We start from the raw sequence: 23,625 nt of genomic DNA on the forward strand, positions 1-23,625 counted from the left end.
GTGAAACGACCAGCCTCGCGCTTGCAAGGCTGGTCGTTTCTTATTTGGAAGAGAATCATTTGTGCACGCCTCTATCATCTTGTAAAATTTATCCTATATCCCCGATGATAGAAAGGTCGTACTTATGAAAAAAATCATTTGGACCATCATTCTTTTCTTTGCGCTCGCAATCAGCGCGTACTCCATTGTCCAGTACCTCGTGGTGGGCGTCGACAAGGCCGGCCTGGTCAACGTGAAAATCAAAAGCATGGGCCCGCTGCAGCCATCGTGGTACGCATTTTTGTATCTGCATATCGCTTTTAGCGCCGTCGCGCTGGTCATCGGCCCGTTTCTCTTTTCCGCGAAGCTGCGCGAAAAACGGCTTTCCCTTCACCGCTCGTTAGGGAAGGCATACCTTGTGTCCGTGCTGCTCGGCGGGGTGGCAGGCGCAGTCCTCGCATTTTCTGCGTCAGGCGGATTCATGGCGGCGAGCGGTTTTTTCCTGCTCTCCGTTTTGTGGCTGTATACGGGCTACGCCGCCTACCAACAAATCAGGCAAAAAAACGTGAAGGCCCATCGCGAATGGATGCTCCGCAATTATGCCCTCACGCTCGCCGGCGTCACGCTCCGCCTTTGGATGCCGATCTGCTTCGCCATTTGGGGAACCGGCGCATTCGCATCCTTTTATCCGGCTACCGCGTGGATCTGCTGGGTGCCCAACCTGCTGGTCGTGGAATGGTACGTCCGCAAATCCGCCGCTACGCCCGCAATCGTCCCTTAGGGTGCCGATAGATGGTTCCGAGGACGATTTCAGCGATCACGAGCAGGAGCAGGATCGTGCCGTACACGCCGATCGTATAGCTCGTTTCGTACGCCATGCCGAATCCGTTGTGACAGACGTACGTAATCAGATGGATAAACATGTTTGTATAGCAAAACGCGTAGCTGCGAACCATCCATTTCCGGTGCTTGTCGATTTGTTTTCGCTTGATTTGCGCGATCGCAGCGATCGTCATCCCCAGCCAAATGATGTTAAGCAGGTTGAACGCCACGCTGTTGATTTTGCCGCCGGTTGAAAAAGGCGCCATATACCCGGAGGTCAGGTCGACGATCACTACGGACGCCACATACAGGTAGCCGTTGAATTTGTGGAACTTGCGGTAGTTTTGGACGATGCGGCTGGGGAAGTTGAGCGCGCCTGACACCAGCGCGACACACGCGAACACAATATGAACTTCCATCACAGTCAGCCACACCGGCAGGTTGATCGGCCGCTTCAGCGCCACCTTGTGTCCAAGAAAGCCGGTCGCCTGGGGATCATGGATGAAATTTGCGTAGAAAGAATAACCGATGAAGACGGCAGCCACCGCCAGCATCAGCGCATAAAAGTGCTTTCTCATCTGGACCCCCTTTCTCAATCTGCAGCGCTTTTTCTATCTCCTCCGTAAACCTACACTTCTGCAGACCACAATGCAACCGGTTCCCCCAATCGTTCCCGAAGAAGACACAAGTTACACGATGCCGAACCACGTATACACCAAAATGACAAAAAACGGCGCGGCAACCTTGATGACGGTCAGCCCGAAAATTTCGCGATACGCTTGCCGGTGCGTCACGCCGGTGATCGCCAAAATCGTCAAGATCGCCCCGTTGTGCGGCAGCGTATCGAGTCCCGCTCCCGCCATGGCGGCCACCCGATGCAAGACCTGCGGATCGATCCCGAGGCTGATGGCCTGCTGCAGATAGGTGTGGCCCGAGGCGGCCAATGCGATGCTCAATCCGCCGGAAGCGGAGCCGGTTGAGCACTTCCATTGCTGTAATCCTTCTTTCACGATTGCTGCGGTTGAGAAATCCCCGCTGTATGTAATTGTACCGCATTACTGTAACACAGTTGCACAGCGAGAAACAGACTTCCTCACGCATACTTGGAAAACAAATCAGCCAATAGTCGTACGACCACCCTGCAGCAGGGGTGGACTATTTTTGTAGAAAAGCAGCGACTATCTGCCGATGAAACCGATTGGCGCAGATTGTACAATACATTCCAGAACGTTACCTTTCGCTAGGAGGATTCCATTATGACCAACAAAGGGCTGGGGCTCGCCTACGTTTTCGCCATCACAAACGCCATCATCATCGGTTTTTCATTTCTGTTTACCAAAAATGCGCTGGCAGCCGCTGATCCGCTCGATACATTGGCTTTCCGCTTCATCGCATCCTTTTTGGCGATGTCCATCCCGGTGCTCACCGGCCATATCAAGCTGAATTACCGTGGCAAGCCGCTTGGTTCCCTGCTTGTGCTCGCGCTGCTGTACCCTACCTCATTCTTTACCTTGCAAACATTCGGACTGTTGCATGCGACCTCTGCCGAAGGGGGGATCCTGATTGCGCTCACGCCTGTGATTACGATGGTCCTGGCTTCCCTGTTCCTGCGGGAAAAAACCAATCTCATGCAGAAGCTGTCCATTCTCCTGTCCGTTTTTGGCGTGTTGTTCATCTTCATCATGAAGGGAAGCAGCATCGATCCTACCCACATCGGCGGCATCGTGCTCCTGCTGTTGTCCGGCTTCGCCATCTCCGGCTACAATGTCCAGTCGCGCTCGCTTTCCAAGCAGTTTACCCCCTCCGAATTGAGTTATGTCATGATGGGCTTCGGCTTTGTCATTTTTCTGATCGTATCGGTCGGCAAACATATCGCTACCGGGACGATGGGGCAATTTTTCGCGCCGCTGGCAAACGGGCAGTTTGTCATCGCCGTCCTGTATTTGGGCATCATGTCTTCCTTGGTAACGTCCATGATCGCCAACTATGTCCTGTCCAAAATCGAGGCGGCGAAAATGAGCGTGTTCTCGAACTTGTCGACGGTCGTCTCGCTGGCAGCCGGCGCCCTCTTTTTGGGGGAAGAAGTGTCGCTGTATCATGTAGCCGGGGCGGCATTGATCATCATCGGCGTAGTCGGGGCGAACCGGTTTGGCCGAAAGCAAACCAGTGCACCTGCAAAAAGCAGCGTCTCTTTTTCCAAGTAATCTGATTGCCATCGTGGGGAAGAGTTGCTGTGATTACGCATTTTTCCGGACACAAGCTGCAGACGTTTTCCATCCATCATACGGCCGGCTTCGCAGCTGACATTCCGAAGCGTTTGCAGCATCTTTAGAACATGAAAAAAAGCATCGCCCCGTCACGCCATTTGTTCGGCTTTGAAGAGCAATGCTTTTTTACGTACATCATCATCTACCTGCCTGCCGAATGGACAGCAGGCGCATGATCTGTTCGGTTCGCTCCGTCGCCCATTGGGCTGCATTTTCCATGGCTTCCTCGATGCCGCACGGTTTCGGTACGATGGGAAAAGCTGCCGTCAAGCCGAGCTGGTCCATCTGTGCGCCGGTCAGCTCCATGCCGCCGCACAAGGCAACCGTCGGCACGCGATGCTTTTGGGCAAGCGCGCATACGCCTGCAATCGCTTTGCCCGACAGCGTCTGCGCATCGAGGCGTCCCTCTCCCGTCACAACCAGGTCGGCATCGCGGACATGCTCCGCGAATCCGGTCGCTTCCATGACCAGCTCGATTCCCGGCTTGAATTCCGCTTGCAAAAATGCCATCCAGGCAGCGCCCATCCCGCCTGCGGCACCGCTTCCCGGACGCTCCCGCACGTCTACGCCAAGCACGGCAAAAAGGATGTCGCCGTACCGCATGAGCGCCCGATCCAGTTGGACCACCATCTCGGGCGTCGCGCCTTTTTGCGGGCCGAACACAGCCGATGCGCCTGACGGGCCGCACAGCGGATTCGTGACATCGCTTGCAACGATGAACGAACATTCTTGCAAACGTGCATCCAGTCCGGACGGATCGAGGGAGCCGAGCTGTTCCAACGCTCCCCCGCTCGCACCTGCCGGGAGCAACTCCCCCTTTTGATCGTACAAACGGATGCCGAGCGCCTGCATCATGCCCGCTCCACCGTCATTGGTGGCGCTTCCCCCAAGCCCGATAATAAAACGGCGGTAGCCCGCATCGAGCGCATGAAGCAGCAGCTCTCCTGTGCCAAAGCTTGTGGTACGCCACGGATTGCGTTCGGCCCACGCAAGCAGCGGCAGACCGGATGCTTGCGCCATTTCGATCACGACCGTCTTCTCGTCGCCCAAAACACCATACGCCGCAGTGATCGGTCTTCCCAGCGGATCGTGTACCCGAACCTTTTGCGTGACGCCTCCGGTCGCATAGACCAGGCTTTCCATCGTGCCCTCTCCGCCATCTGCAAGCGGCAGCTCGACAACTTGGGCATCGGGACGGACTGCGAGGATGCCTTTACGGATCGCGGCACACAAATCGCGTGCCGTAATTGAGCCTTTGAATGAATCAGGTGCGACTACGATCTTCATGTTCATCCCCCTGCCCGCTCGCGACTCATAATTCTTTCGTCATGAAGACGCTGTTTTCGTCTGGCACGTAATCGGCAAACGGCCCGCATTCCTGAAAACCGAAGCTCGCATACAACCGCCTTGCTGGCTCGAACGCAGCCATCGAGCCTGTTTCCAGGCTGAGCCGCCGATAGCCGCGGCGTTTGGCTTCCTCAATCACATGCTGCAGGATTCGCCCCGCGACACCTTTTCGCAAATGCGCGGATGCCGTTCGCATCGATTTGACCTCTCCGTGCAGGGCATCCAGCTCCTTGAGCGCCCCGCAGCCGAGCAGCTCGCCCTCTTCCCAAGCGCTCCAGAACGTGATCTCCGGCTTCCGCAGCCGGTCGAGGTTCAAGGCATGTATGCTTTCTGGCGGAGAATGCTGGGCCATATTTTGAAGATGCTCCCCGATTAACGCAGCCACTTCCGGACCAGTCAAATCATCTATTTTAATATTCAGACCAAACACCCCTCAATCCCTGTTCGTTTCCCCCTACTTTACTGATTTTGTCAGCCACTTTCAACCACCGTGTTTGCTGCACAAGTTCCGGAAACGAAAAAGCGGGAACAGCCCGGCCTCTACCCTTTGATGAGGGTTGGATCTTCATCCGCTTTGCGATCCTTTGCCCGCTTAAACAAATAGGTGTACAGCTTGATATATTGCCCAACCAAAATCGCATTGATGATGGTCCCTTCGCGAATAAACTTGATCTCACCAAGGAAAATCAGACCGATGCATGCGGATACCACCAGCAAGGAGCAATCGAAGATCGTCTTGATATTCCCCCACTTCATTTTGGTCCTTTTAAACAGGGTGTTCACAAACAAATCGACGGGGATCAGCACCAGGTTCGCTTGAATCATGAGATACAACCCAAACGCCAACGCTGCATCCGCAACAGCCAGCAGCATCACTTTTGCATAATAGAGATCGATCTTGATAAAACTGGTAATCAGCAGGTTCAGGTCCAAAAAAATGCTTAACGCCAAAGCTGGAATCAATCCGGCAAAATATTTTAGTTTAAAATCTTTCGGCAGGACCAGATAGGCTCCCAGCAGCATGAGAAGCTCCAGGAGGAAAGAGAACGTTCCTTGCGACAGTTGAGGGAAAATGACGGTCATGGTCCTTGTAAGACTGCTCTGCGGCGAGATCCCGATTCCTGCCCGAATCGCCAAACTGATGCCAAGAGTCAATATATAAATGCCAACTAAATAAATGATCCACCGCTTTGTCAAACTGGAATTGTTTTGCAGTTCGGTACTGTCCGTATATTTTTGCATCAACCATCCCTCTTTCTTTCACTGACTGTTTTAAAGAGCAGGCTTCGAGTCGCAGCAACGCTGGGAACGCTTTCGAAAAGGTGCTCCATTCTCCCAGGCGGTGTTCTCGCCAAACGCCATCCCCGCAAAGAACGGGAGCACGCTTCCGATTTTCAAGACGCTTTCGTTTCAATTTTAGGATAATTACGACATTTTAAAAAAAGCTTGTCCCAACCTCCTTTTATTTCATGAAGCGGAAACGATGCAGCGAAATAAACAGGCTCAACAGCTTGTTCACCACCGGCTCCCCCGCGTTGCGGTTCCCCATTTCTTCCAAGGCGGCATCGATCGCAGCCGCGCTTGCGGTCAGTTCATTCACGGTCATATTTGTCATCATGCCATAAATTTCGATCGGCATCACGCTTTTTGGCGTCTTGTTGTCCGTGACGATGCACGCGCCCGAATACCGATCGACCTCTTTTGCGCAGTAGCACATTTCATCGCTGTCTTGCCCGACGACAACAAAATAAGGGATCGGAGCTGGCCAGGAGGTTGCTACGGCACCGCGCTCGATCGAAACACCTTTAAACAAGCCGTTTACAACATGGCGTTTTCCGTCTGCATAGCGGCGAATGACCGAGAGGCGGCTCAGCCGTTCCCCTTCATATTCCGGAACGATCTTGCCCTCGTTGATCGGCACCCATACTTCCTGGTAAAACTTCGCGTGCCCGCGGCCATATACGTCAAACAAGTAGACTTTTGCCTTCGTGCCGTCCTCCGAAACCTCTAACGGTACCAAATCCAACTGCTCCGGCGTCAAATCATCCAAGCCTGCGATGCCTTTCGTGCACATGCCCGAGTAATCGATCTCCACATGTTTCAGCATCTTTTTGTCTTGTGCAATCAGCTCGCCGTCTTTAAATACATACAGCGGATTGATTTTCGACAAGCTGTCGGTCAGGACGATGTCTGCGAAGCGCCCCGGCGTCAAGGAGCCGATGAGATGGTCCATATGATAGGATTTGGCTGTGTTGTAGGTAGCCATTTTGATCGCCTTGATCGGGTGAATCCCCATCTGTGTGCAAAGCGAAATAATCCAGTCCATATGCCCCATTTTCAGCAGGCGTTCAATCGAGATGTTGTCGGTGCACAGCATGAAATTTTCTGTTGGGAACTTGCGGTCGACAATCGCGCGGAGCAAAGTTTTGATCACTTCACTGCTGCCGACGCCGAACTTGATTTGCGTAGGGAAGCCGTAGCGAATGCTTTTTTCGATATCGTCCCCATTCCAGACATCATGATTGTTGGATACGCCAATCGCCGGCAAATAATTTAACACCATATCGGGAAGCGCGGTCAAACCCCAATGCCCATTCATGAATCCGCCTTTTTCCCGTACCCAGGCGGCTTTTTGGAAGTCATCCTCATCCCCCTTGCTGTATGTAAAATGCTCGAATTCGCCCAAGCCGATCACCGGCTCCATCTCCAACACTTCTTTTGTGACCCAAGCGGCTGTTTTTTTGCCAGGCGCGAATGCGTAGAGTCGGTAAGGAAGCTTGTCATAATCGCGGAACAAGTTTTGGGCAGCACGCACCCCGTCCTCACCGGCCGCGCTCAGAAGGTCCAGACACTCCGCAAAGATGGTTGTTGTACCGCATGGCACCATCGCCTCGGCAAGCGCAGTCGGGTGTGCCAGCTGCGATTCAAAATGCAGGTGGGCATCAATCAGCCCCGGAATCGCATAAAGCCCCTGTCCATCAAAAACTTCTTTCACCTTGACGATCGATTCATCCGGATTCAGCGCAACAATGCGTTTGTCATAGATGAGCAACGATCCGTGATAGACCGTCTCCCCATGCACATCCAGGATGTTCACATTCTTTACGAGCAGGTCCGCTTCTTTTTCGCCATGCAGCACATCAAAGATCGCGCGGACTTTTTCAAGATGATTCGTTTCTGTTTGTTTCATTGTTTGTTCTCCCCTTCTGTGTTTTTCTCATATATAAGCAGAGCTGGGCTCTGAACTTATCGGAGTGAATGATGATTCTCGCTTATTAAACGTTTAACTTGATCGGGTGTTTTTCCGGTTACGGTTTCTTCTCCCCTGAAAAAACGATTTCATTTTCATTCATCAGTGGTGCCGCGAACAGCGGCATGGAAGTCTTATCTCATTGTTAAACGTTTATCTTGCAGTGCAATTGTCTTCCGAGCCTCACTTCCACCGTTTGTGACTACGTTTCTTTCTGTGACTCGCCATCGTCACACTCCATCTTTTGTTAAACGTTTATCCAACATCCGCTTTCAAAACCACCTGATTTTTCGCCTTTCCTTCACGAAAAATCAGGCGGATTTGCGCACCACGATGAACGGTTCCAAAACCGTAACCGATTCAAACGCTTGTTTTCGAATCTGGCTGAGAATGATCTCTGCGCTGCGAATGCCTAATTCCCGGTTCTGCAAATCTACACAAGTAAGCTCCGGCGTAGAAATTTGCGAGATCAGCGAATTTCCCAAGCTCACAACCGCGATCTCCTCGCTGATGCGAATCTCCTGATCCACCAATGCCTTGGTCAAATAGACGGCGCTCATTTCATTGAGTACAAATACACCATCGATGTTGTTTTCGCGCAAGGCAGGAATGCATGATTTTGACAGGTCCATCCCGTCTTCGATCTCGATCAACAGCGGCTTGTGCTCACTGTTGGCCGCTTGATGATACCCTTCCAAAAAATAGCCCAGCAAATCGTCAGGCAGCTTTTTATGAACGAAAGCAATTCGTTGTTTCCCGTTGGACAGCAACTGCTCTGCCCCCAGCTTGCCCGCCTGGACCAAATCCGGGTACACCAAAGGAAAGCCGCTGTACGGCATGCATCGATTGACATAGACAACGGGAATCTCCCATCCCACTGCGTTGTGGATGCTCTCGCGAAAAGAAGTATCCGAAAACAAGCCGATGAAAATGATGCCCGCGATCATATTTTCGCGCATAAGCTGAAGGATTTCATCTTCGCTTAGATTGAGATTGTCGACTTCATAGATAAAGAGATTATAGTGATGCTTTCCCAAGGTTTGACTGATGCCGGAGGTGATCTCGGAATAATACAGGTTGTTGATCTTCGGCAAAATGACCGCGACATTGAAGGTTTCCTTGCGCTTCAACGCTTTGGCAACCACATTGGGCACATATCCCAGTTCCTTGATTGCGAGCTGTATGCGTTCTTCTGTTTCTTTTTTGACCGTCATGTCGGCGCTCAAGTATTTCGACACCGTACAAACGCTTACATTCGCATGTTTGGCAATGTCTTTTAGCGTAGCCATGTGAAACCTCCCTGCTGCAGATAAACGTTTACGTTAATCGTTTATCTTTGTTCAGAAATATATCATGCATCCGAATGAATTGCAAGAAAATTCTATGAACATGCACAAAGCGAAACGGCCTTGGTCCCACGGTATGGAAGGACGAAGGCCGCTTGCCTTATGATTCGGTTTTGACCCGTCTACTTGGAAAGAGCCAGTTCTTTGCTCAGTTCAAGCGTACGGTCTGTGGACGTATGAATTTCCTGAATCAGCTCTGGGTGTTCCATCAGTGACACGCCGTACGTTGGAATCATTTCTTTTAATTTCGGTTCCCACGCATTGATATGCTGCGGGAAGCATTTTTTGATTAACTCAAGCATGACGGAAACAGCGGTAGAAGCACCCGGAGAAGCCCCCAGCAATGCAGCGATCGAACCATCCGCCGCAGTAATGACTTCCGTACCGAATTGAAGCGTACCTTTGCCGCCTGCTTCTGTATCTTTGATCACTTGTACGCGTTGACCCGCTACGACCAAATCCCAATCCTCGCTTTTCGCGTTCGGGATGAACTCGCGCAGCTCTTCCATACGCTGTTCTTTCGAGAGCATGACTTGCTGGATCAAGTATTTTGTCAAAGCCATCTCTTTCGCGCCTGCCGCCAACATCGTCAAGACGTTATTCGGTTTGACAGAAGTGATTAAATCGAACATGGAACCCGTTTTCAAGAACTTGGGCGAGAAGCCGGCAAACGGTCCGAATAACAACGATTTTTTGTTGTCGATATAACGTGTGTCAAGATGCGGCACAGACATTGGCGGCGCACCAACTTTAGCCTTGCCGTATACTTTTGCATGATGCTGCGCGATAACATCCGGATTGTTGCACACCATAAAAATTCCGCTTACCGGGAATCCGCCAATATGCTTCCCTTCCGGAATACCCGATTTTTGCAGCAAATGCAGGCTTCCGCCGCCACCGCCGATAAAGACGAATTTGGCTGCATGGCGTTGGACGACGCCATTTTTGAGGTTCTTCACTTTCAATTCCCACGAGCCGTCGCTGGTACGTTTAAGATCATCGACACTATGCTCGTATTTGACCTCAACGTTTTTTCTTTGCAAGTGATCAAACAACATGCGTGTTAACGCACCGAAGTTGACATCCGTTCCCGAGTCGATTTTTGTTGCTGCGATCGGCTCATTCGATGTACGGTCTGTCATCACAAGTGGAAGCCATTCCGCCAACTTTTTCGGATCATCGGAAAATTCCATACCTTGGAACAAAGGATTGTTCGACATTGCCTCAAAACGCTTTTTCAAAAACTTTACATTTTGTTCCCCTTGGACCAAGCTCATATGCGGCAATGGCATGATAAAGTCCTGCGGGTTGCGGATCAGCTTGCTGTTGACAAGATAGGACCAAAACTGTTTAGAAACCTGAAACTGCTCATTGATTTTAATCGCTTTGCTAATATCTATCGATCCGTCAGGTTTCTCGCTCGTGTAGTTCAGCTCGCACAGTGCAGCATGTCCAGTTCCCGCATTATTCCATTCGTTGGAACTTTCCTCACCTGCGCTTGCAAGCTTCTCAAACACTGTAATCTCCCAGTCTGGTACTAATTCCTTCAGCAGTGACCCTAAAGTCGCACTCATGATTCCGGCACCAATTAAGATAACGTCTGTTTTGATTTGTCTGTTACTCATTTTTACCGTCCTAACGCGCTAGTATTTGAAGAAAAGATGTAGGCGCTCCTGATTAGCCTTTGACAGCAAACAGGGTGCGACCTAGTTACGCACCTTTTCTGGATGAATGTTTACCTGCTTATAGTGTAACACTATTGTTGAGAGATTAAAATATTTACTATTATATGACAGCAAAATGCTGTATGAAAGCTGATAATCGTTAGAAGTCTCACGCTGTTTTAGGCAGGAATTAGGGGATAAGCACGGGATTTTGGGGAAAATGTGTGGAATTTCGCGGAAAAAGTGAGTGCAAATGTAAAGGTGAATTTTATTTATGTTACAATTATTCGCACGATTCTGCTGATTTATGTCTCCTAATTGTGGAGATTATGACAAAAATAACAGGGATAGGATTTCGACTAAAAACGACTGCCTCGGTTAAAATGCAAGCCACTCCGGTTCGAGTGGCTACTTTATTTTAGAATCCGTTATGCTGTAGGAGATCCCAACGATTTCCGTAAAGATCTTCAAACACAACCTCAACTCCCCAAGGCACCTCTTTCGGTTCTCCGAAAAATTTTACTCCGTTTGCCTTCATTTTCTCATAATCGCGTTTGCAATCGTCGGTTTGAACGACCATAAACACGTGGTTCGCAGCCTGATTGCCGATCCTCTTCCTTTTTTCATCCGTATCCGCTTCCACGAAAACAATTGCTGTTTCAGCATCTTTCGAGGGAGCAACGGTGACCCAGCGGAATCCGTTGCCAAATGCGTTGTCGGTTATTAATACAAACCCCGCCTTGTTGATATAAAAATCAATGGCTTCATCAAAGTTTTTTACCAACAAGGTTACATGTCCGATTTTTTTGTTCATGTGATCACTCCTTTGATTGACTCGTTACGAAACGATTGATTCCTCCTGATCGAAGCATTGGTTTCCATTTACAATGTGACTGTAAATCCTACCGTTTATTCACATTCGAACGCTTTACGTTAGAAAACCTGGCTACGCTATGCTTTTTGGCGTAGCCGCGGTTGCCCTTATACTGGATAAGAATTTTATGAATTTTTATCTGTATAAATATCTAAGTAATGGTAAATCAAGATATTCTTCTTGTTTTGTCTTGAGTGGAGAGATAAAATGTAAAAGTTGTTACCATAAAAGGTAATGTAACCCATAATAAAACAATTCCTTCGACACGATAGTGTGATCTAACCTCGAATCAACACAATGTCATAGGATGAAAGAATATCAATAGTTTACAGATTCAAAGTTTCGCGTAAAACAATTTAAATATAATGTGTAGGGGATATTTTCATGTTTAAAAAGTCGATGTCTTATTTTATCGTTTTAAGTACGCTATTTGCTCCGGCACAAGCCTTTGCAGATAATGAAATGTTTAATAAAGTCGTTTATACTACTCCTCTATCTAAACCAATGTATGAATGGGAAACCATTATTGAACCAAAGTGGGATTCTGTACAAAAAGTGGGTAATTTTTTTCAGGTTCAAGATGGCCAAAAATACGGTTTGATGGATTCAAATGGTAAGGCGGTATTCGTACCCCAATTTGATAAAATCATTCTCTCCAGCGAAACGAGTGCATTGGGTCAGCGGAAAAAATCCAATTCAATAAATGAGTATGTCGGCATGGATGGTCGTGTTGCATTTTCATTACCGTCCAGCACCAAAGTAGAAAACTTTTATAAGGGACAAGCCATTGTAAAAGAGGGGACAGAGTCGCTAGGGTTTAATGGAACAGACATGTATGTGACGCAAACGAAAGCCGGCGTCATTGATGCCAAGGGGAAAATCATTATTCCGATGGCTTATGCGGGGCTGCGCAGGGTTGTTTCTGATAATAACCAGGTTATTTATATAGCATGGAAATACACCAAAAAAAACAGCCTGGAAACAGTAGTAGGATTGCTTAATCAAGCTGGCAAAGTCATTCTTCCATTCCAGCCTATTGGCATACAGTTCAATATGGCGCCGAATTCTGGAATTCTGAACGATGGATTGATTATCGCTGAGAAAAATAGTAAATACGGATGTATCGACCTTACAGGCAAAGTGATGATTCCGTTTGTATATGATGAGATTGAACATTTTGAAAATGGAAGCTCGATTGCAAAGAAGAACGGTAAATACGGTGTCATCGACAAAAAAGGCAAGGCTATACTTCCTTTTCAACATGACAGCATTGTGCGGGTATTTGATGAAGAGAGTAGAAGCTTGTATGACGGGTATGAATTTAAACCTGGTAAAAAACAATATTATGGTTATAAAGTTCAGATCGGGAAGAAATTCGGCCTGTTAGATGCAAACTGGAAGCCGCTTACCAAAGTTGAATGGGATGATATTGCAGAGATGCACAATGGCTTGGCACGGGTAACGAAAAATCGAAACTATGGTTTCATGGATAAAGGTGGCAAGTTGATTATTCCAATACTATATGAGTATCGGGCAAGTGGAACCAAAGAGTCTAGATTGGGAGACGGTGTATTGGATTTCTTTGGAGGAGAAATCGCAGTTATGTTCAAAAATGGCCAATTTGGATACATTTCTAGCAGTGGCAAAGTGATCTCCGAGCCACAGTGGGACGATGCTGATCGATTCTCCCATGGATTCGGTAGAGTTAAAAAGGATGGCAAATACGGATTCGTCAATAAAAGTGGGAAAGTCATTTCAGAGCCACAATGGGATGCTGCTGTTAACTTTTATAGAGGTTATGCGGGAGTACGGAAAGGCAGCATGAGTGGGATTATCGATGAGAACGGGCAAGTCGTGCTAACTACGGATATGATCAAAGACGAGCTTGTGAGCCATGGTATCGACCCGAATCGACGAATGGCGTTCCGTGGATATTTCCAAGAGAATTATACCGTACTATGGATTGAGGGCGAAAAGGAATATTATATTGATCGGGCTGGCAAGATTCTATTTGCTAGCGGTTATTCTATAGTGAATCATTTTGAAAATGGATGGGCTGAAGTATATGATGGCCCATTTTTGGATGTATATGATGTTTCTTTTAACGGAACGGAAGAGCAGATTAACAAACTCGATTCCATTGTGAAAGGGGAAAAGAGCTTAGACCTGATCTATCGAAGAGAAGATTGGAATGCTCCCGGAGGAAATTATCATGTGATCGATACACAAGGTAACATCATTCTCTCCTATCCGAAGGAATTTTTCCAAGCCTTGGAGGGGAATAATTATTACAACCCAGATCTTACTTGGGATAAGAATAATCAATTTCCAAAAAACTATACAAATGCAATAAAGGTAAACGGTAAGATTGGTGTTGTCACATTGAGAAAAAGTAATTCTGATCGATTAGTCCCATGATGGAATAACAATTATCGGGCAGTCCTTGTTTTGGAGCATATCATAAACAATGAAGGTGACCAGTTATGGTCACCTTCATTGTTTAAAATCCCCTGGCTGTTTTATTATTTCTTTAAAACTATTTTTGTAATCAAATCAACAAAGTCACTTCCATTTTTTAACCAATCGATTTTCTGATCTAGTTGTGGAACAGCATTATTCTCAAGATACCGCCAATCGTAAATGATTTCATCATAATCGTTAGAATTGGCTATTTCCATCTTATTTTCTCTCATTAAAATTCTATATTTATAAGGCCAAACCGGTATACCAACCTTATGTTCTTGCATAATAAAATATTCATTCTGCCGAACGTTTTTCCACCAAGTTAATCCCCCAAATGTAGATATAGGCTTTCTAAACGCCATATCATTCCCTCCTTATCTAAATTTTCCATTTTTTATAAAGTTAACAATAAGATCGGCTGTTTCCCTTTGGTAATGTATATCTTTATGACCATAAGGTAAGACAACAAAATCCTTAAGCCCTTTATAATATACTGAATCAACCTCGACACGACCATCATTAGGATAATTAAGCAATTTTCCTAACAATAAATCACTTTTATTTCCGGCAATTGCTCCAATATCAACCTCAGTGTCCTTTAGATTCAGTGCTTCAATATTTTTAGTGCGTAATGACTGTAAAGTTTTATATATTCGTGTGTAAGGCTTTGAAAATTTATCAGCATAGTCCGCCAACTTAGTTCCATTGTTTGGAGTAGCTATAAGAACGCATTTATGTACATTAAGTAGAAACCTTGTATCTGATAGAAATTTTCTAATTACTAATCCACCACTACTATGTCCTATTAGAGATATCTTCCCTTCCCCGTTCATCTCCTGTATAATTTTTTCAAATATTCCCTCGAAAATAAATGCACAATGCTCTATTTTTTCAAAAGTTAATGGTAAATTAACAGAGATACACTCTAACTGTTGTCTCTCTAAATGATCTTCTAACGACTTCATGTCGCTTTTGCTCTTATTGAAACCATGAATCAGAATAGCCTTTTTTATCGGTTTCTCTCCTAATTTCAACTTTTTACAAATCAAGTCTTCTATTTAGTGGTTCCTTAGACCTAACTATACCAAAACACACCAATATCGGATACAGATTATTTTAACTTTGGAATCATCCCACGAACACGAAGCCCATATCCTCAGACGTTATCTGATATGGCCTAATTGTCGGTGATCCAATAATCGTCTCCGTTAACCGATATATTTACAATTAAGGTGCTTCTATATAGTTTTTAGGTAAATATTAATGGTACATCACTCTACATGTTTAACAATTTTTTACAAATAAGAGTCTAAGCCTCTCTGCGCTGTCTGTAACGGCAAGTTGACTTAGTCTGACACAGGAAAAAAAGAGTGGCAAACAACGCCACCCTGCTTCCTCACAAGCCATAGTACTTTTTCCAATCCTTAATAAAGTCCTTATTTGACTTACCATAGTATTTCTTAATAGCTTCGTCTATATCCAAAGCACGTTTGCTAGGTGTCATGGATTCAAGGAAGCTAAAGAAGTTGTCCTTACCTTTGGTTTCAATCATGAAGTAAACTACGGATTCATAGAAGAAATATTCTCCAAGGTTAATCAAGTCCCCAGTCTGATTGACATACCCCATGTCGATATGGTTGCGCTCAATAAGTTTCTTTAATTCCTTAGTATAGGTTGCTTTTCCGTAACCAAGATCTTTGAGAGGAGGTACATCCTTCATCTTGGTGTATTGAATCTGCTGTTTGGCAGTATACTCGGCAATTCCCTCAATTAGCCAAGTTCCCGCTCCGGCATACTTCATGTTGGCATAATTCAGCTTGTCCATTCCCCACTTATGATTGGTCATAGCATGAGCCATTTCGTGCGCGAAATGGTAACGAATGTCTTGCAGACGGTGGGGTGGGCTGATACCATCACCATTCATAACCATAAGATCTTGGTCGCCGTTGTACGCAGCCTCGCGGATAGGAGCCAAGAATCCTTCGTTTCCAAATAGGAAGATATCAATTTTGTCTCCATCCATGTCAACATTGAAATACTTGATTTCCTGTTCCACAATTTTCTCCGCATCATAATAAACATAGGCGTATTTTTTGCCGCCCTCGGTCATATAGAAGTTGAGATTGTCGGTTTTGTAGAGGTACCAGTCGATCAAGCGAACTTTCTCAGGTTCCTCTTTTTTTAAAGCTTGAGTGTATTTTGAGCCAGACTGTTTGTTTTTCGCAAAGGATACTTCTGGTGAAGTCACTCCCAACAGTAATACTAATGCCATACAGGGTAACAAAAATCCCCCCAAATTTTTCATAGATAATTCTCCTTCCCCGAAAAACAGAATTTATAGTATGCATCATGCCTAAAAATGGGGCTTTTGATTTTTCTCCTACTCCCGACAACCATTACCATTTTACTACAACCTTCTACAGTAGACACCTACAAAAAACTTTCGTGTAAGAATTTGCAATATCAAAATCCTTCCAAAAATCGTTAGCCTGCTGCACTGTTGTTCTTCCCAAGCCTTTCAAGGAACCGGACATGTTCTGTACCTGTACTGCACATGTACTGCCCAATACTTTCCAAATGGATCAACAAAGACAAATCCTTAATGCTTTTAACTAACCTTTTGTAATTAACTTACAAAATGATGATATATTATAATCTCGATACCACCACCAAAGGAGGTAATTAAACCAGCTCACTTCCGTTTTACTTTCTACAAAACAAATATATAAACATTACATCTACGTTTCGTAGACGTTTATGTAGTTGGAATATTTTTTCAGGAGTGAAAAGGTTAATGAGCAATAGAAAGATAAGTTTCGCAAAAATAATTGCAGAACAGGAAGCAAAAAGAACTGTAAGGGAGACTGATACCCCAAATTCGGAATCTTCCTCAAAGAAAGAAACGGCAGAAACCGACAAGCTTGCTGAACAAAAAGTCCAAACAAAAAGGATACTTGCACCGAAACGAAAACAACTAGAACAAGCTACACCACCTGTGAGTATGTAACCAGACAAAACCAAGGTAGAAAGTTCAAACCAGACAACTACATCAGAAAACGGACGGCCTGGTAAACAACGCATGTACGCCGCTGGCCAAGGTCTTAGAAGCATCGCCAACCAACTGAACACCGTTGTTATCCGTCGCTACTGCGTGTGCGACAAATTCAAGAACAACGGTAGTCGCGCCTGCAGCTCCAATTCTGTGAGAGCTGACTTCGTCGAAAGTTACGTGATGGAGCGCATAGCTGAGGTAGTGCTCCAGCCCAAGGTTCTCGACGACGTCGTGAACAAGATCAACAAAGATCGTACCAAAAGTGTCACTCCACTCCAAAAAGAGATCGTGCTCCTCGAAAAAGAACTGAAAACACTCGACACTCAGAAACAAAAATACTTCAAGCTGTATGAAAGCGACACAATCGACAACGATTTTCTGCTCGAAAGGCTATATGAGCTGAAAGGAAAATACAATACGTTCACCCAGCGCAAGAGAGAGGCTGAAAGGCAACTGGAGTCCAACTCGTCAACGCCCCTTCCACCAATAAAGTGGAGAGGGCTTTTGCTTTCCCCAAGCAAAAGCCCCCTACCGATACCCCCTCGTAATCTAGTATAAAATACGCCCGAATTTGCCCCTAAAACAAAGGATTCTTGCAAGTAAACCCATGACATATAAGCCGTATTTAGGGGCTTCTGCCCGCTCCCCTCCCAAAAACTTGCCGTTACTTATGATACGGTTCACCCTACAAAATCCTAAACACCCATACGTATTCTCTTCTATCAAAAAAAGAGGTGCCCTCAAGCCTCTCCTCTCCCCAAAAACCTCTCCATCTTCTCCAACAACCGCGCCCACTCCACCGGCTTCGTATCAAAATCATCGCATCCCGCCTGCATCGCCCGTTCGCGGTCGCTTGCCATCGCATGTGCCGTCAGCGCGATGATCGGGATATGGCGCGTTTCTTCCGCTTCCTTCAACCGGCGCGTCGCGTCCCAGCCATCCACAACCGGCAGGCTCATATCCATCAGGATCAAATCCGGCGCCTCCGTGCGCGCCAGATCGATTCCTTCCTGGCCGTCGACCGCCATGATGACGTGGTAGCCTTTGCGCATGAGGCGGCGGGACAGCATGTCCCGGTTCATTTCATTGTCTTCGACCAGCAGGATCTTATTCATGATTCACCCTCTCATGCTGCGCGTCACTGTCGTGCTGCACCCGCGTCAGTTCTTCCGCGCCGGCGATCAGCTGGCGGATTTCCTGCAGCAGCGCATCGCGTTCAAAATTCCCTTTTTGCACAATATTTTTCACATAGCCGTTCAAACGCAGCCGGTCTTCATCCGTGATCGTTTTGGCGGTCACGACGACGATCGGGATGACCCGCCATTCCTCCCGCTTCCGCAGCTGGGTCACGAACTCGAAGCCATCCATCTCCGGCATCATCAAATCGAGCAAAATGAGCTGGGGCACCGACTGGGCGACGGCGTCGAGCGCAATCTGCCCGTTGCACGCATGTGTGACGCGATAGCCTTCCTTCTCCAGCATTTTGGTCATCATTTGGCTGGTTGTCACGTCATCTTCGATCACGAGCACGGAATTGTCCCGGCGTTCCGGCACATATTTGTCCAGCACCGCGATCAGGCGCTCCCGGTAAACAGGCTTGGTCAAAAACTCGGATGCCCCCAGCGCATAGCCCAAATTTTTGTCGTCGGTCATGGAGATCATCACCACGGGGATGTCGGCCAGCTCGGGATCGTTTTTGAGCGTAGTCAGCACGGTCCATCCATCCATTCCGGGCATCAGCACGTCGAGCGCGATCACGGTGGGGCGCAGCTCTTTGGCCAAGCGTATGCCTTCAGGGCCGTTTTTGGCTACCGCAACCGTCCAGTCTTCCTTGCCAAGGTACCGTTTCATAAGCTGCAGCATCGCCATGTCATCGTCGATTACCAATACGGTGCATGAGCCTTTGACCAGCATGTCGGTCTCTTTCGGATCTGCCAGCACATGAATATCTTGCTCCATCGTGGGCAACCAGACGGTGAACGTGGTCCCTTTGCCGAATTCGCTTGCCACCCGGATGTCCCCGCCCATGATTTGGCACAGCTTCTGGCTGATCGCAAGCCCGAGCCCGGTGCCGCCGTATTTGCGCGTCGTGGACGAATCGGCCTGCTTGAACGCTTCAAACAGCCTGGCCAGCTGCTCTTCCGTCATCCCGATACCCGTGTCACGCACCTGAAAGCGAATCCCCTGCTTCCCTTGCCGCGTTTCGTACTCGGCAGAAAGCCAGATGGTGCCTTCCTTCGTAAACTTGCACGCGTTGCTCAGGATATTCAACAAAATTTGCCGCAGCTTGGTAACGTCGGTCTTCATGATCCCATCGGGAAGCTCGGATACGTCGAGCTGGTTGTTGTTCGTCTCCACCAGCGGGCGGACGGTTGTCACGACATCGCGGACAAGGGTTGCAATCTCGCAGCTTTCCAAATAAATGTCCATCTTGCCCGCTTCAATCTTGGACAGGTCGAGAATATCGTTGATGAGCGCGAGCAAATGCTTCCCGGCGGTGTTGATTTTGTCCAAATCGTCGGCAAACGCCTGCTCGCCCATCTCCTCCGCCTCTTCCTTCAGCATTTCGCTATAGCCGATGATCGCATTCAACGGTGTTCGCAGCTCATGGCTCATGTTGGCGAGAAATTGGCTTTTGATCTGATTGGCTTCCACCGCTTCGTCGCGCGCTTTGGACAGCTCGAGCGTGCGCTCTTTGACCAATTCTTCCAGCTGGTCGTTGAGATGACGCAGCTCCTGGTTCACATAGTAGATTTCACGCGTTTTTTCCTCCGCGATTCGCTCGGCTTCCTTGCGTGCTTTTTTTTCGCGCTCCAGCTGCCTGCGGAGCATGTCAAGCTCAGTCATTGCCGGTTTCCTCCTGACTCGTCAAAACAAAACGGGTGCCATTGCCTTCCGGAAGATCTTCACGCACAAGTCCCACCGGTTTCCCGTAATGCGCAATGCACCCGATGATCAGTCCCTCTGCCAAATCGGCGAACGGCCGAGTCGAACGATACGTCATGACAAGCGTCCCCTTCCCGGGCGTTTCATACGTAAAGGACGGCAGCTCGGCGTCCGGATACAGCTTGCGCACCTCGACGTGGATGTAGTTGTTGACGTTTTTCAAAAAGCAAATAGCCGAGCTGTTGGCTGCGAAGAATCGTGGATGCATCTCCTACAACTGACCGAACACGTACTCGCCGAAGGTGCGCATCAACTCCGCTGCCGCTATGCCTGTCCGCTCGCTCAATTGTCCGACAAGCGCGATCATCTCCTCGTGGGGATAGGTCCCGACACTCGTATAGCTGCCGCCCGAGGGCAAAGCGGAAGCCTGGATGATCTGATCGGCGAGCTGAAGCGAAAATTTGCTCTCGACCATTTCCAAAAATGTGGTGAAAACCATGCCTTTCATTCGTGAACACCTTCCATTTGGCCGAATGATGATGCGGGTGTGCCTTCCATGATTGCAAGGAAAGCGTCCACGACGCGCGGATCAAAATGCGCTCCGCTCTGCTTTTTGATCTCTTCCAGGGCTTCATTGACCGTCCACGCCCGCTTGTAGGGACGCTCATGGGTCAGCGCATCGAAAAAGTCGGCAAGGGCCACGATCCTCCCCGGGAGTGGAATCTCTTCTCCGCTCAAACCGCACGGATAGCCGGTGCCATTCCACTTTTCGTGGTGCGTAAGCGCGATGGTTTTCGCCAGCTGCAGAACCGGAAACAAGCTGCCCTCCAGGATGGTCGCCCCGATTTTGGTATGCATTTTCATCTGTTCGAACTCTTCCGGGGTAAAGCGGCCCGGCTTCAGCAGGATGCCGTCCGGTATGCCGATTTTGCCGATGTCATGCAGCGGTGTCGCCATTTCAAGCAGCTCCACCTCTTGCTGCGTCATGCCCAGCGCAGCGCCCAGCTTGCCCGCCAGCTGGCCGACCCGAAGTGTATGCTGGCCGGTTTCGTCATCGCGGAACTCGGCGGTCCGGCTCAATACTTGCAGAATCTCCTTTTTCGCCTGCTCAAGCTCGAAGGTGCGTACCCGAATCCGCTGTTCGAGGTCGTGATTCTGCTCCTGCATCTGCAAATGATAGAACCGCGTCCGCAGCAGATTGTGAATGCGCAGCACCACTTCCGTCCGATCGAACGGCTTCGTCAAATAATCATTGGCCCCTTCATGCAGCGCCCGCTTTCGCGCCTCCTGGGTCACATCGGCGGTCAGCACCAAAACCGGGATGTACTCCCCCTCCTGATTCAGCTCCTTGATCTGCTGAAGCGCCGCGAATCCGTCCAATTCCGGCATATGAAGATCGAGTAGAATAATATCCGGCTGCACTTCGTGAAAAAGGGTTTGCAGCTGCAGCGGATTGGTCGTACTGTGCAAATTGGTATAGCCAGCCCGGTTCAATATGCGCTCCAAAAGGCTGATATTGTATTCCTGATCGTCGATGATCAGAAACGAGGCGTTTTGTCTCCAAGACTCGTTCATGCCTGTCTCACTCCATCTTTTGCTTGTCCCAAGCTTTTCGGCAACCTCACAGAAAAAATTGGCATGCTTCTTAAAATTCTACCGACGGGCGTAAAATTTTGTCAATGCTCCAACATTCGACGCCATATCCAAAAAATCGACAGCACCAACTCCACATGTACAGGAAAAACCCCCGCAATGACTGCGGAGGTCATGTCTATTTGCTTTACCCGTTTTTTCCAGATTCTACACTTCTTTCGGCAAAACAATTCCACGGTAAAGACGGACGGTAATGAGATAGTAAACGGCGTAAATGAGCAGGAACACCGTGAGCGGAAGCCAGATGCTCACATACGGGTCAAGCAGGATGAACGAGAAGAGGTTCATGCCGACAAACACGTGTACAAGCCCGATGATCGCCGGGAAAATGAACAGCAGGAACAGCTCCTTGTAAATGGAGGCGACGAGCCATTCCTTGCGCACGCCGATCTTGCGAAGCATGCTGTAACGGTTCCGGTCTCGCGTCGCGCCGGACAAAATCTTGAACATCAGGCAGCTCGCCATCATCGCCAGGAAGGCAATCCCTAAAAAGAAGCCCATGAACATCGTGCCGCTGGTGAATACATAGATCGCTTCGTAGTTGCCGTATTTTGTGGAAAGATACGGGTTTTCTTCCCCCGTTTCGAGCGTGACCAGCGCTTTTTGGCGCTCATCCATCTCTTTAAACGCGGGCTTGTATTTGAGGAAATCATCCACTTTGGTCAAGAGCAGCGTGTGTTCTTTGCCTTTGACACCGGCATAGGCTGCCTGACCGACGATGCGGATCGCTTTTCCGTCATACAGCTGATAGCTGGTTGAGAATTCGTTCGAAAGCGCTTTTTGCCACTCCTTCGGCACCTCCTCGCCCTGCTTTGCCTTTTTATCCTCATACATGCTGTAGGAATCGGCTGGCAGCTTGGCGGAGACGCGCAGCGGTTCATTCTTTTCGACATACATCTCTTTGCCGATGTTGAGAATGAGCGGCGGGTGTGCGAGCAGCTCGTCTTTTTGATAGTAAACGGCTTTGTCATCCGTTTTATAATGGTAGGTGCGCTGTTCCACGACATTCATCGTTTTCAGCGCGGCGTAATCTGCATCGACCGGATCGATCAGCGTACTGTCATAGGCGTGGCTCAGCTCAGCCATCATGCCGACATTTTTTTGGAACGCCAGCCCGCCGGCCATCGCGCCTACGCCCAAGGCGATCAGCATTGTGACGGTTCCGAGCACTTTTGTCAGGTTGTTCACCCGAAAGCGGAGCTGGGCGAACGTAAAGGCATTCAGCTTTTTGTCGTTCAGGCTGCGGTTCTTTTTCAATGCGTTCAAAAAGACAGGCAACAGCGAAATGAAAATCAGATAGGTGCCGATCGTAATCGTCACCGTCGCGATGACGAAGCCTGGCAGCTGCAGCTCTTTGATATGAATCAGCACGTAATAGCCGATGGCGGTCAAAATCATCCCAAGCGCCGCGACGACGATGGTCAGCGGCCCTTTCGCCTTCACCCGGTCGTTTTGCTGCTCGGCCGTGATCAGGTTCAGCTCGGTTGTGCGCGCCAGCTTGATCGCATTGACCGTCGATGTCAGCAGGAACAGCACCAGAAAAAATCCGGCTGTCACCAACAAGGACGGCATGTAAAACGGCTGATAGCCTTCCGGCGCGATTTCCAGCTGGCTCATCAACAGGCGGCCGACACCGCTGGAAAGCCCGACTCCCACAATGCTCCCTAGACCCAAAGAAAGGATACCGACAGCGAGCGTCTCCACAAACAACAGCTGGCTGACCTTCCCTTTTTTCGCCCCGAGCATCATGTACATGCCAAGCTCCTTGCGCCTCAGCGACAACAGGAATGAATTGGCGTAAAAAATGTAGAAGAACGTGATGAACGCCAGCAAAAAGGCGCCGACATAAAACACGAACTGAATCGCCGAAATGACGGAATTGCTTTCGATGAACGCTTTATTCATCGCAAGCGTCTGAAACATATAGAAAATCGAGATCGAAATGACGAGACCGATCAGAAGCACCAGATAGTCTTTCATCATTTTGCGCATGCTCGCAAGCGACAGCTTCAGTAACATGTC

Annotated in this window: 21 protein-coding genes and 1 pseudogene; 5 read left to right on the top strand and 17 right to left on the bottom strand. The window is 48.5% G+C overall.

Annotated elements, in window-relative coordinates:
- Positions 1-124 precede the first annotated feature (124 nt).
- Positions 125-760, top strand: a complete 636-nt coding sequence (locus tag ACTID9_RS22585) for a DUF2306 domain-containing protein (protein WP_441067112.1) — start codon at positions 125-127, stop codon at positions 758-760.
- Here ACTID9_RS22585 and ACTID9_RS22590 read toward each other — a convergent pair.
- Positions 738-1,379, bottom strand: a complete 642-nt coding sequence (locus ACTID9_RS22590) for a DUF2306 domain-containing protein (protein WP_441067113.1) — start codon at positions 1,377-1,379, stop codon at positions 738-740. The genes ACTID9_RS22585 and ACTID9_RS22590 overlap by 23 nt on opposite strands.
- A 111-nt stretch (positions 1,380-1,490) precedes the next feature.
- Entirely contained in the window at positions 1,491-1,811 is a 321-nt protein-coding gene (locus tag ACTID9_RS22595; RefSeq protein WP_441067114.1) for a hypothetical protein, read from the bottom strand.
- Between the two features lie 246 nt (positions 1,812-2,057).
- Here ACTID9_RS22595 and ACTID9_RS22600 point away from each other — a divergent pair, with 246 nt between their 5' ends.
- Positions 2,058-3,005 carry a DMT family transporter gene (locus tag ACTID9_RS22600; RefSeq protein WP_441067115.1) on the top strand — a complete coding sequence of 316 codons (948 nt, stop codon included), beginning with the start codon at positions 2,058-2,060 and terminating at the stop codon, positions 3,003-3,005.
- A 201-nt stretch (positions 3,006-3,206) separates the two neighbouring features.
- Here the strand turns inward: ACTID9_RS22600 and ACTID9_RS22605 are convergent, their stop codons facing one another.
- The 7 genes from ACTID9_RS22605 to ACTID9_RS22635 form a co-directional block, all read right to left on the bottom strand.
- A complete protein-coding gene (locus ACTID9_RS22605; RefSeq protein ID WP_441067116.1) occupies positions 3,207-4,355 on the bottom strand; it encodes a glycerate kinase in 1,149 nt (382 codons plus the stop codon).
- A gap of 25 nt (positions 4,356-4,380) precedes the next feature.
- On the bottom strand, positions 4,381-4,836 hold the full coding sequence (locus ACTID9_RS22610; RefSeq protein WP_441072703.1) for a GNAT family N-acetyltransferase: 456 nt from the start codon (positions 4,834-4,836) through the stop codon (positions 4,381-4,383).
- A gap of 119 nt (positions 4,837-4,955) precedes the next feature.
- Complete coding sequence (locus ACTID9_RS22615; protein WP_441067117.1) at positions 4,956-5,657, bottom strand: YczE/YyaS/YitT family protein; 702 nt, start codon at positions 5,655-5,657, stop codon at positions 4,956-4,958.
- A 220-nt stretch (positions 5,658-5,877) separates the two neighbouring features.
- Entirely contained in the window at positions 5,878-7,605 is a 1,728-nt protein-coding gene (locus tag ACTID9_RS22620) for an amidohydrolase family protein (protein WP_441067118.1), read from the bottom strand.
- Between the two features lie 371 nt (positions 7,606-7,976).
- Positions 7,977-8,954 carry a LacI family DNA-binding transcriptional regulator gene (locus ACTID9_RS22625; protein WP_441067119.1) on the bottom strand — a complete coding sequence of 326 codons (978 nt, stop codon included), beginning with the start codon at positions 8,952-8,954 and terminating at the stop codon, positions 7,977-7,979.
- Positions 8,955-9,133: 179 nt separating this feature from the next.
- Entirely contained in the window at positions 9,134-10,636 is a 1,503-nt protein-coding gene (locus ACTID9_RS22630) for a malate:quinone oxidoreductase (protein ID WP_441067120.1), read from the bottom strand.
- Positions 10,637-11,093: 457 nt separating this feature from the next.
- The gene (locus tag ACTID9_RS22635; protein WP_441067121.1) at positions 11,094-11,489 is read right to left on the bottom strand and encodes a VOC family protein; all 396 of its coding nucleotides are present in this window, start codon (positions 11,487-11,489) and stop codon (positions 11,094-11,096) included.
- 444 nt (positions 11,490-11,933) lie between these two features.
- On the opposite strand from ACTID9_RS22635, the gene ACTID9_RS22640 reads away from it, so the two are divergent.
- Positions 11,934-13,967, top strand: a complete 2,034-nt coding sequence (locus tag ACTID9_RS22640; protein ID WP_441067122.1) for a WG repeat-containing protein — start codon at positions 11,934-11,936, stop codon at positions 13,965-13,967.
- 104 nt (positions 13,968-14,071) lie between these two features.
- Here ACTID9_RS22640 and ACTID9_RS22645 read toward each other — a convergent pair whose 3' ends face one another.
- The 3 genes from ACTID9_RS22645 to ACTID9_RS22655 all read right to left on the bottom strand — a co-directional run bounded on the left by ACTID9_RS22645 (position 14,072) and on the right by ACTID9_RS22655 (position 16,317).
- Positions 14,072-14,374: a hypothetical protein gene (locus tag ACTID9_RS22645; protein WP_441067123.1), complete on the bottom strand. Its 303-nt coding sequence runs from the start codon at positions 14,372-14,374 to the stop codon at positions 14,072-14,074.
- Between the two features lie 12 nt (positions 14,375-14,386).
- Positions 14,387-15,061: an alpha/beta fold hydrolase gene (locus ACTID9_RS22650; protein WP_441067124.1), complete on the bottom strand. Its 675-nt coding sequence runs from the start codon at positions 15,059-15,061 to the stop codon at positions 14,387-14,389.
- Positions 15,062-15,408: 347 nt separating this feature from the next.
- Entirely contained in the window at positions 15,409-16,317 is a 909-nt protein-coding gene (locus ACTID9_RS22655; RefSeq protein WP_441067125.1) for a hypothetical protein, read from the bottom strand.
- Positions 16,318-16,806: 489 nt separating this feature from the next.
- On the opposite strand from ACTID9_RS22655, the gene ACTID9_RS22660 reads away from it, so the two are divergent.
- On the top strand, positions 16,807-17,019 hold the full coding sequence (locus ACTID9_RS22660; protein ID WP_441067126.1) for a hypothetical protein: 213 nt from the start codon (positions 16,807-16,809) through the stop codon (positions 17,017-17,019).
- A 72-nt stretch (positions 17,020-17,091) separates the two neighbouring features.
- A complete protein-coding gene (locus ACTID9_RS22665; RefSeq protein WP_441067127.1) occupies positions 17,092-17,622 on the top strand; it encodes a hypothetical protein in 531 nt (176 codons plus the stop codon).
- 182 nt (positions 17,623-17,804) lie between these two features.
- Here the strand turns inward: ACTID9_RS22665 and ACTID9_RS22670 are convergent, their stop codons facing one another.
- From ACTID9_RS22670 to ACTID9_RS22690, 5 genes and pseudogenes are all read right to left on the bottom strand, one after another.
- Positions 17,805-18,179, bottom strand: coding sequence for a response regulator (locus tag ACTID9_RS22670; protein ID WP_441067128.1), 375 nt, complete (start codon positions 18,177-18,179; stop codon positions 17,805-17,807).
- Entirely contained in the window at positions 18,172-19,911 is a 1,740-nt protein-coding gene (locus ACTID9_RS22675; protein ID WP_441067129.1) for an ATP-binding response regulator, read from the bottom strand. Before ACTID9_RS22675 ends, ACTID9_RS22670 begins: the two co-directional genes overlap by 8 nt.
- Positions 19,904-20,458 (bottom strand): annotated as a pseudogene (locus ACTID9_RS22680) (heme NO-binding domain-containing protein). Before ACTID9_RS22680 ends, ACTID9_RS22675 begins: the two are co-directional and overlap by 8 nt.
- On the bottom strand, positions 20,455-21,525 hold the full coding sequence (locus tag ACTID9_RS22685; RefSeq protein ID WP_441067130.1) for an HD domain-containing phosphohydrolase: 1,071 nt from the start codon (positions 21,523-21,525) through the stop codon (positions 20,455-20,457). Before ACTID9_RS22685 ends, ACTID9_RS22680 begins: the two are co-directional and overlap by 4 nt.
- Positions 21,526-21,750: 225 nt before the next feature.
- Positions 21,751-23,622, bottom strand: coding sequence for an FtsX-like permease family protein (locus tag ACTID9_RS22690; protein ID WP_441067131.1), 1,872 nt, complete (start codon positions 23,620-23,622; stop codon positions 21,751-21,753).
- Positions 23,623-23,625: the final 3 nt, after the last annotated feature.

It is taken from the genome of Brevibacillus fluminis (genome assembly GCF_052072235.1).
Lineage (GTDB): Bacteria > Bacillota > Bacilli > Brevibacillales > Brevibacillaceae > Brevibacillus_D > Brevibacillus_D fluminis_A.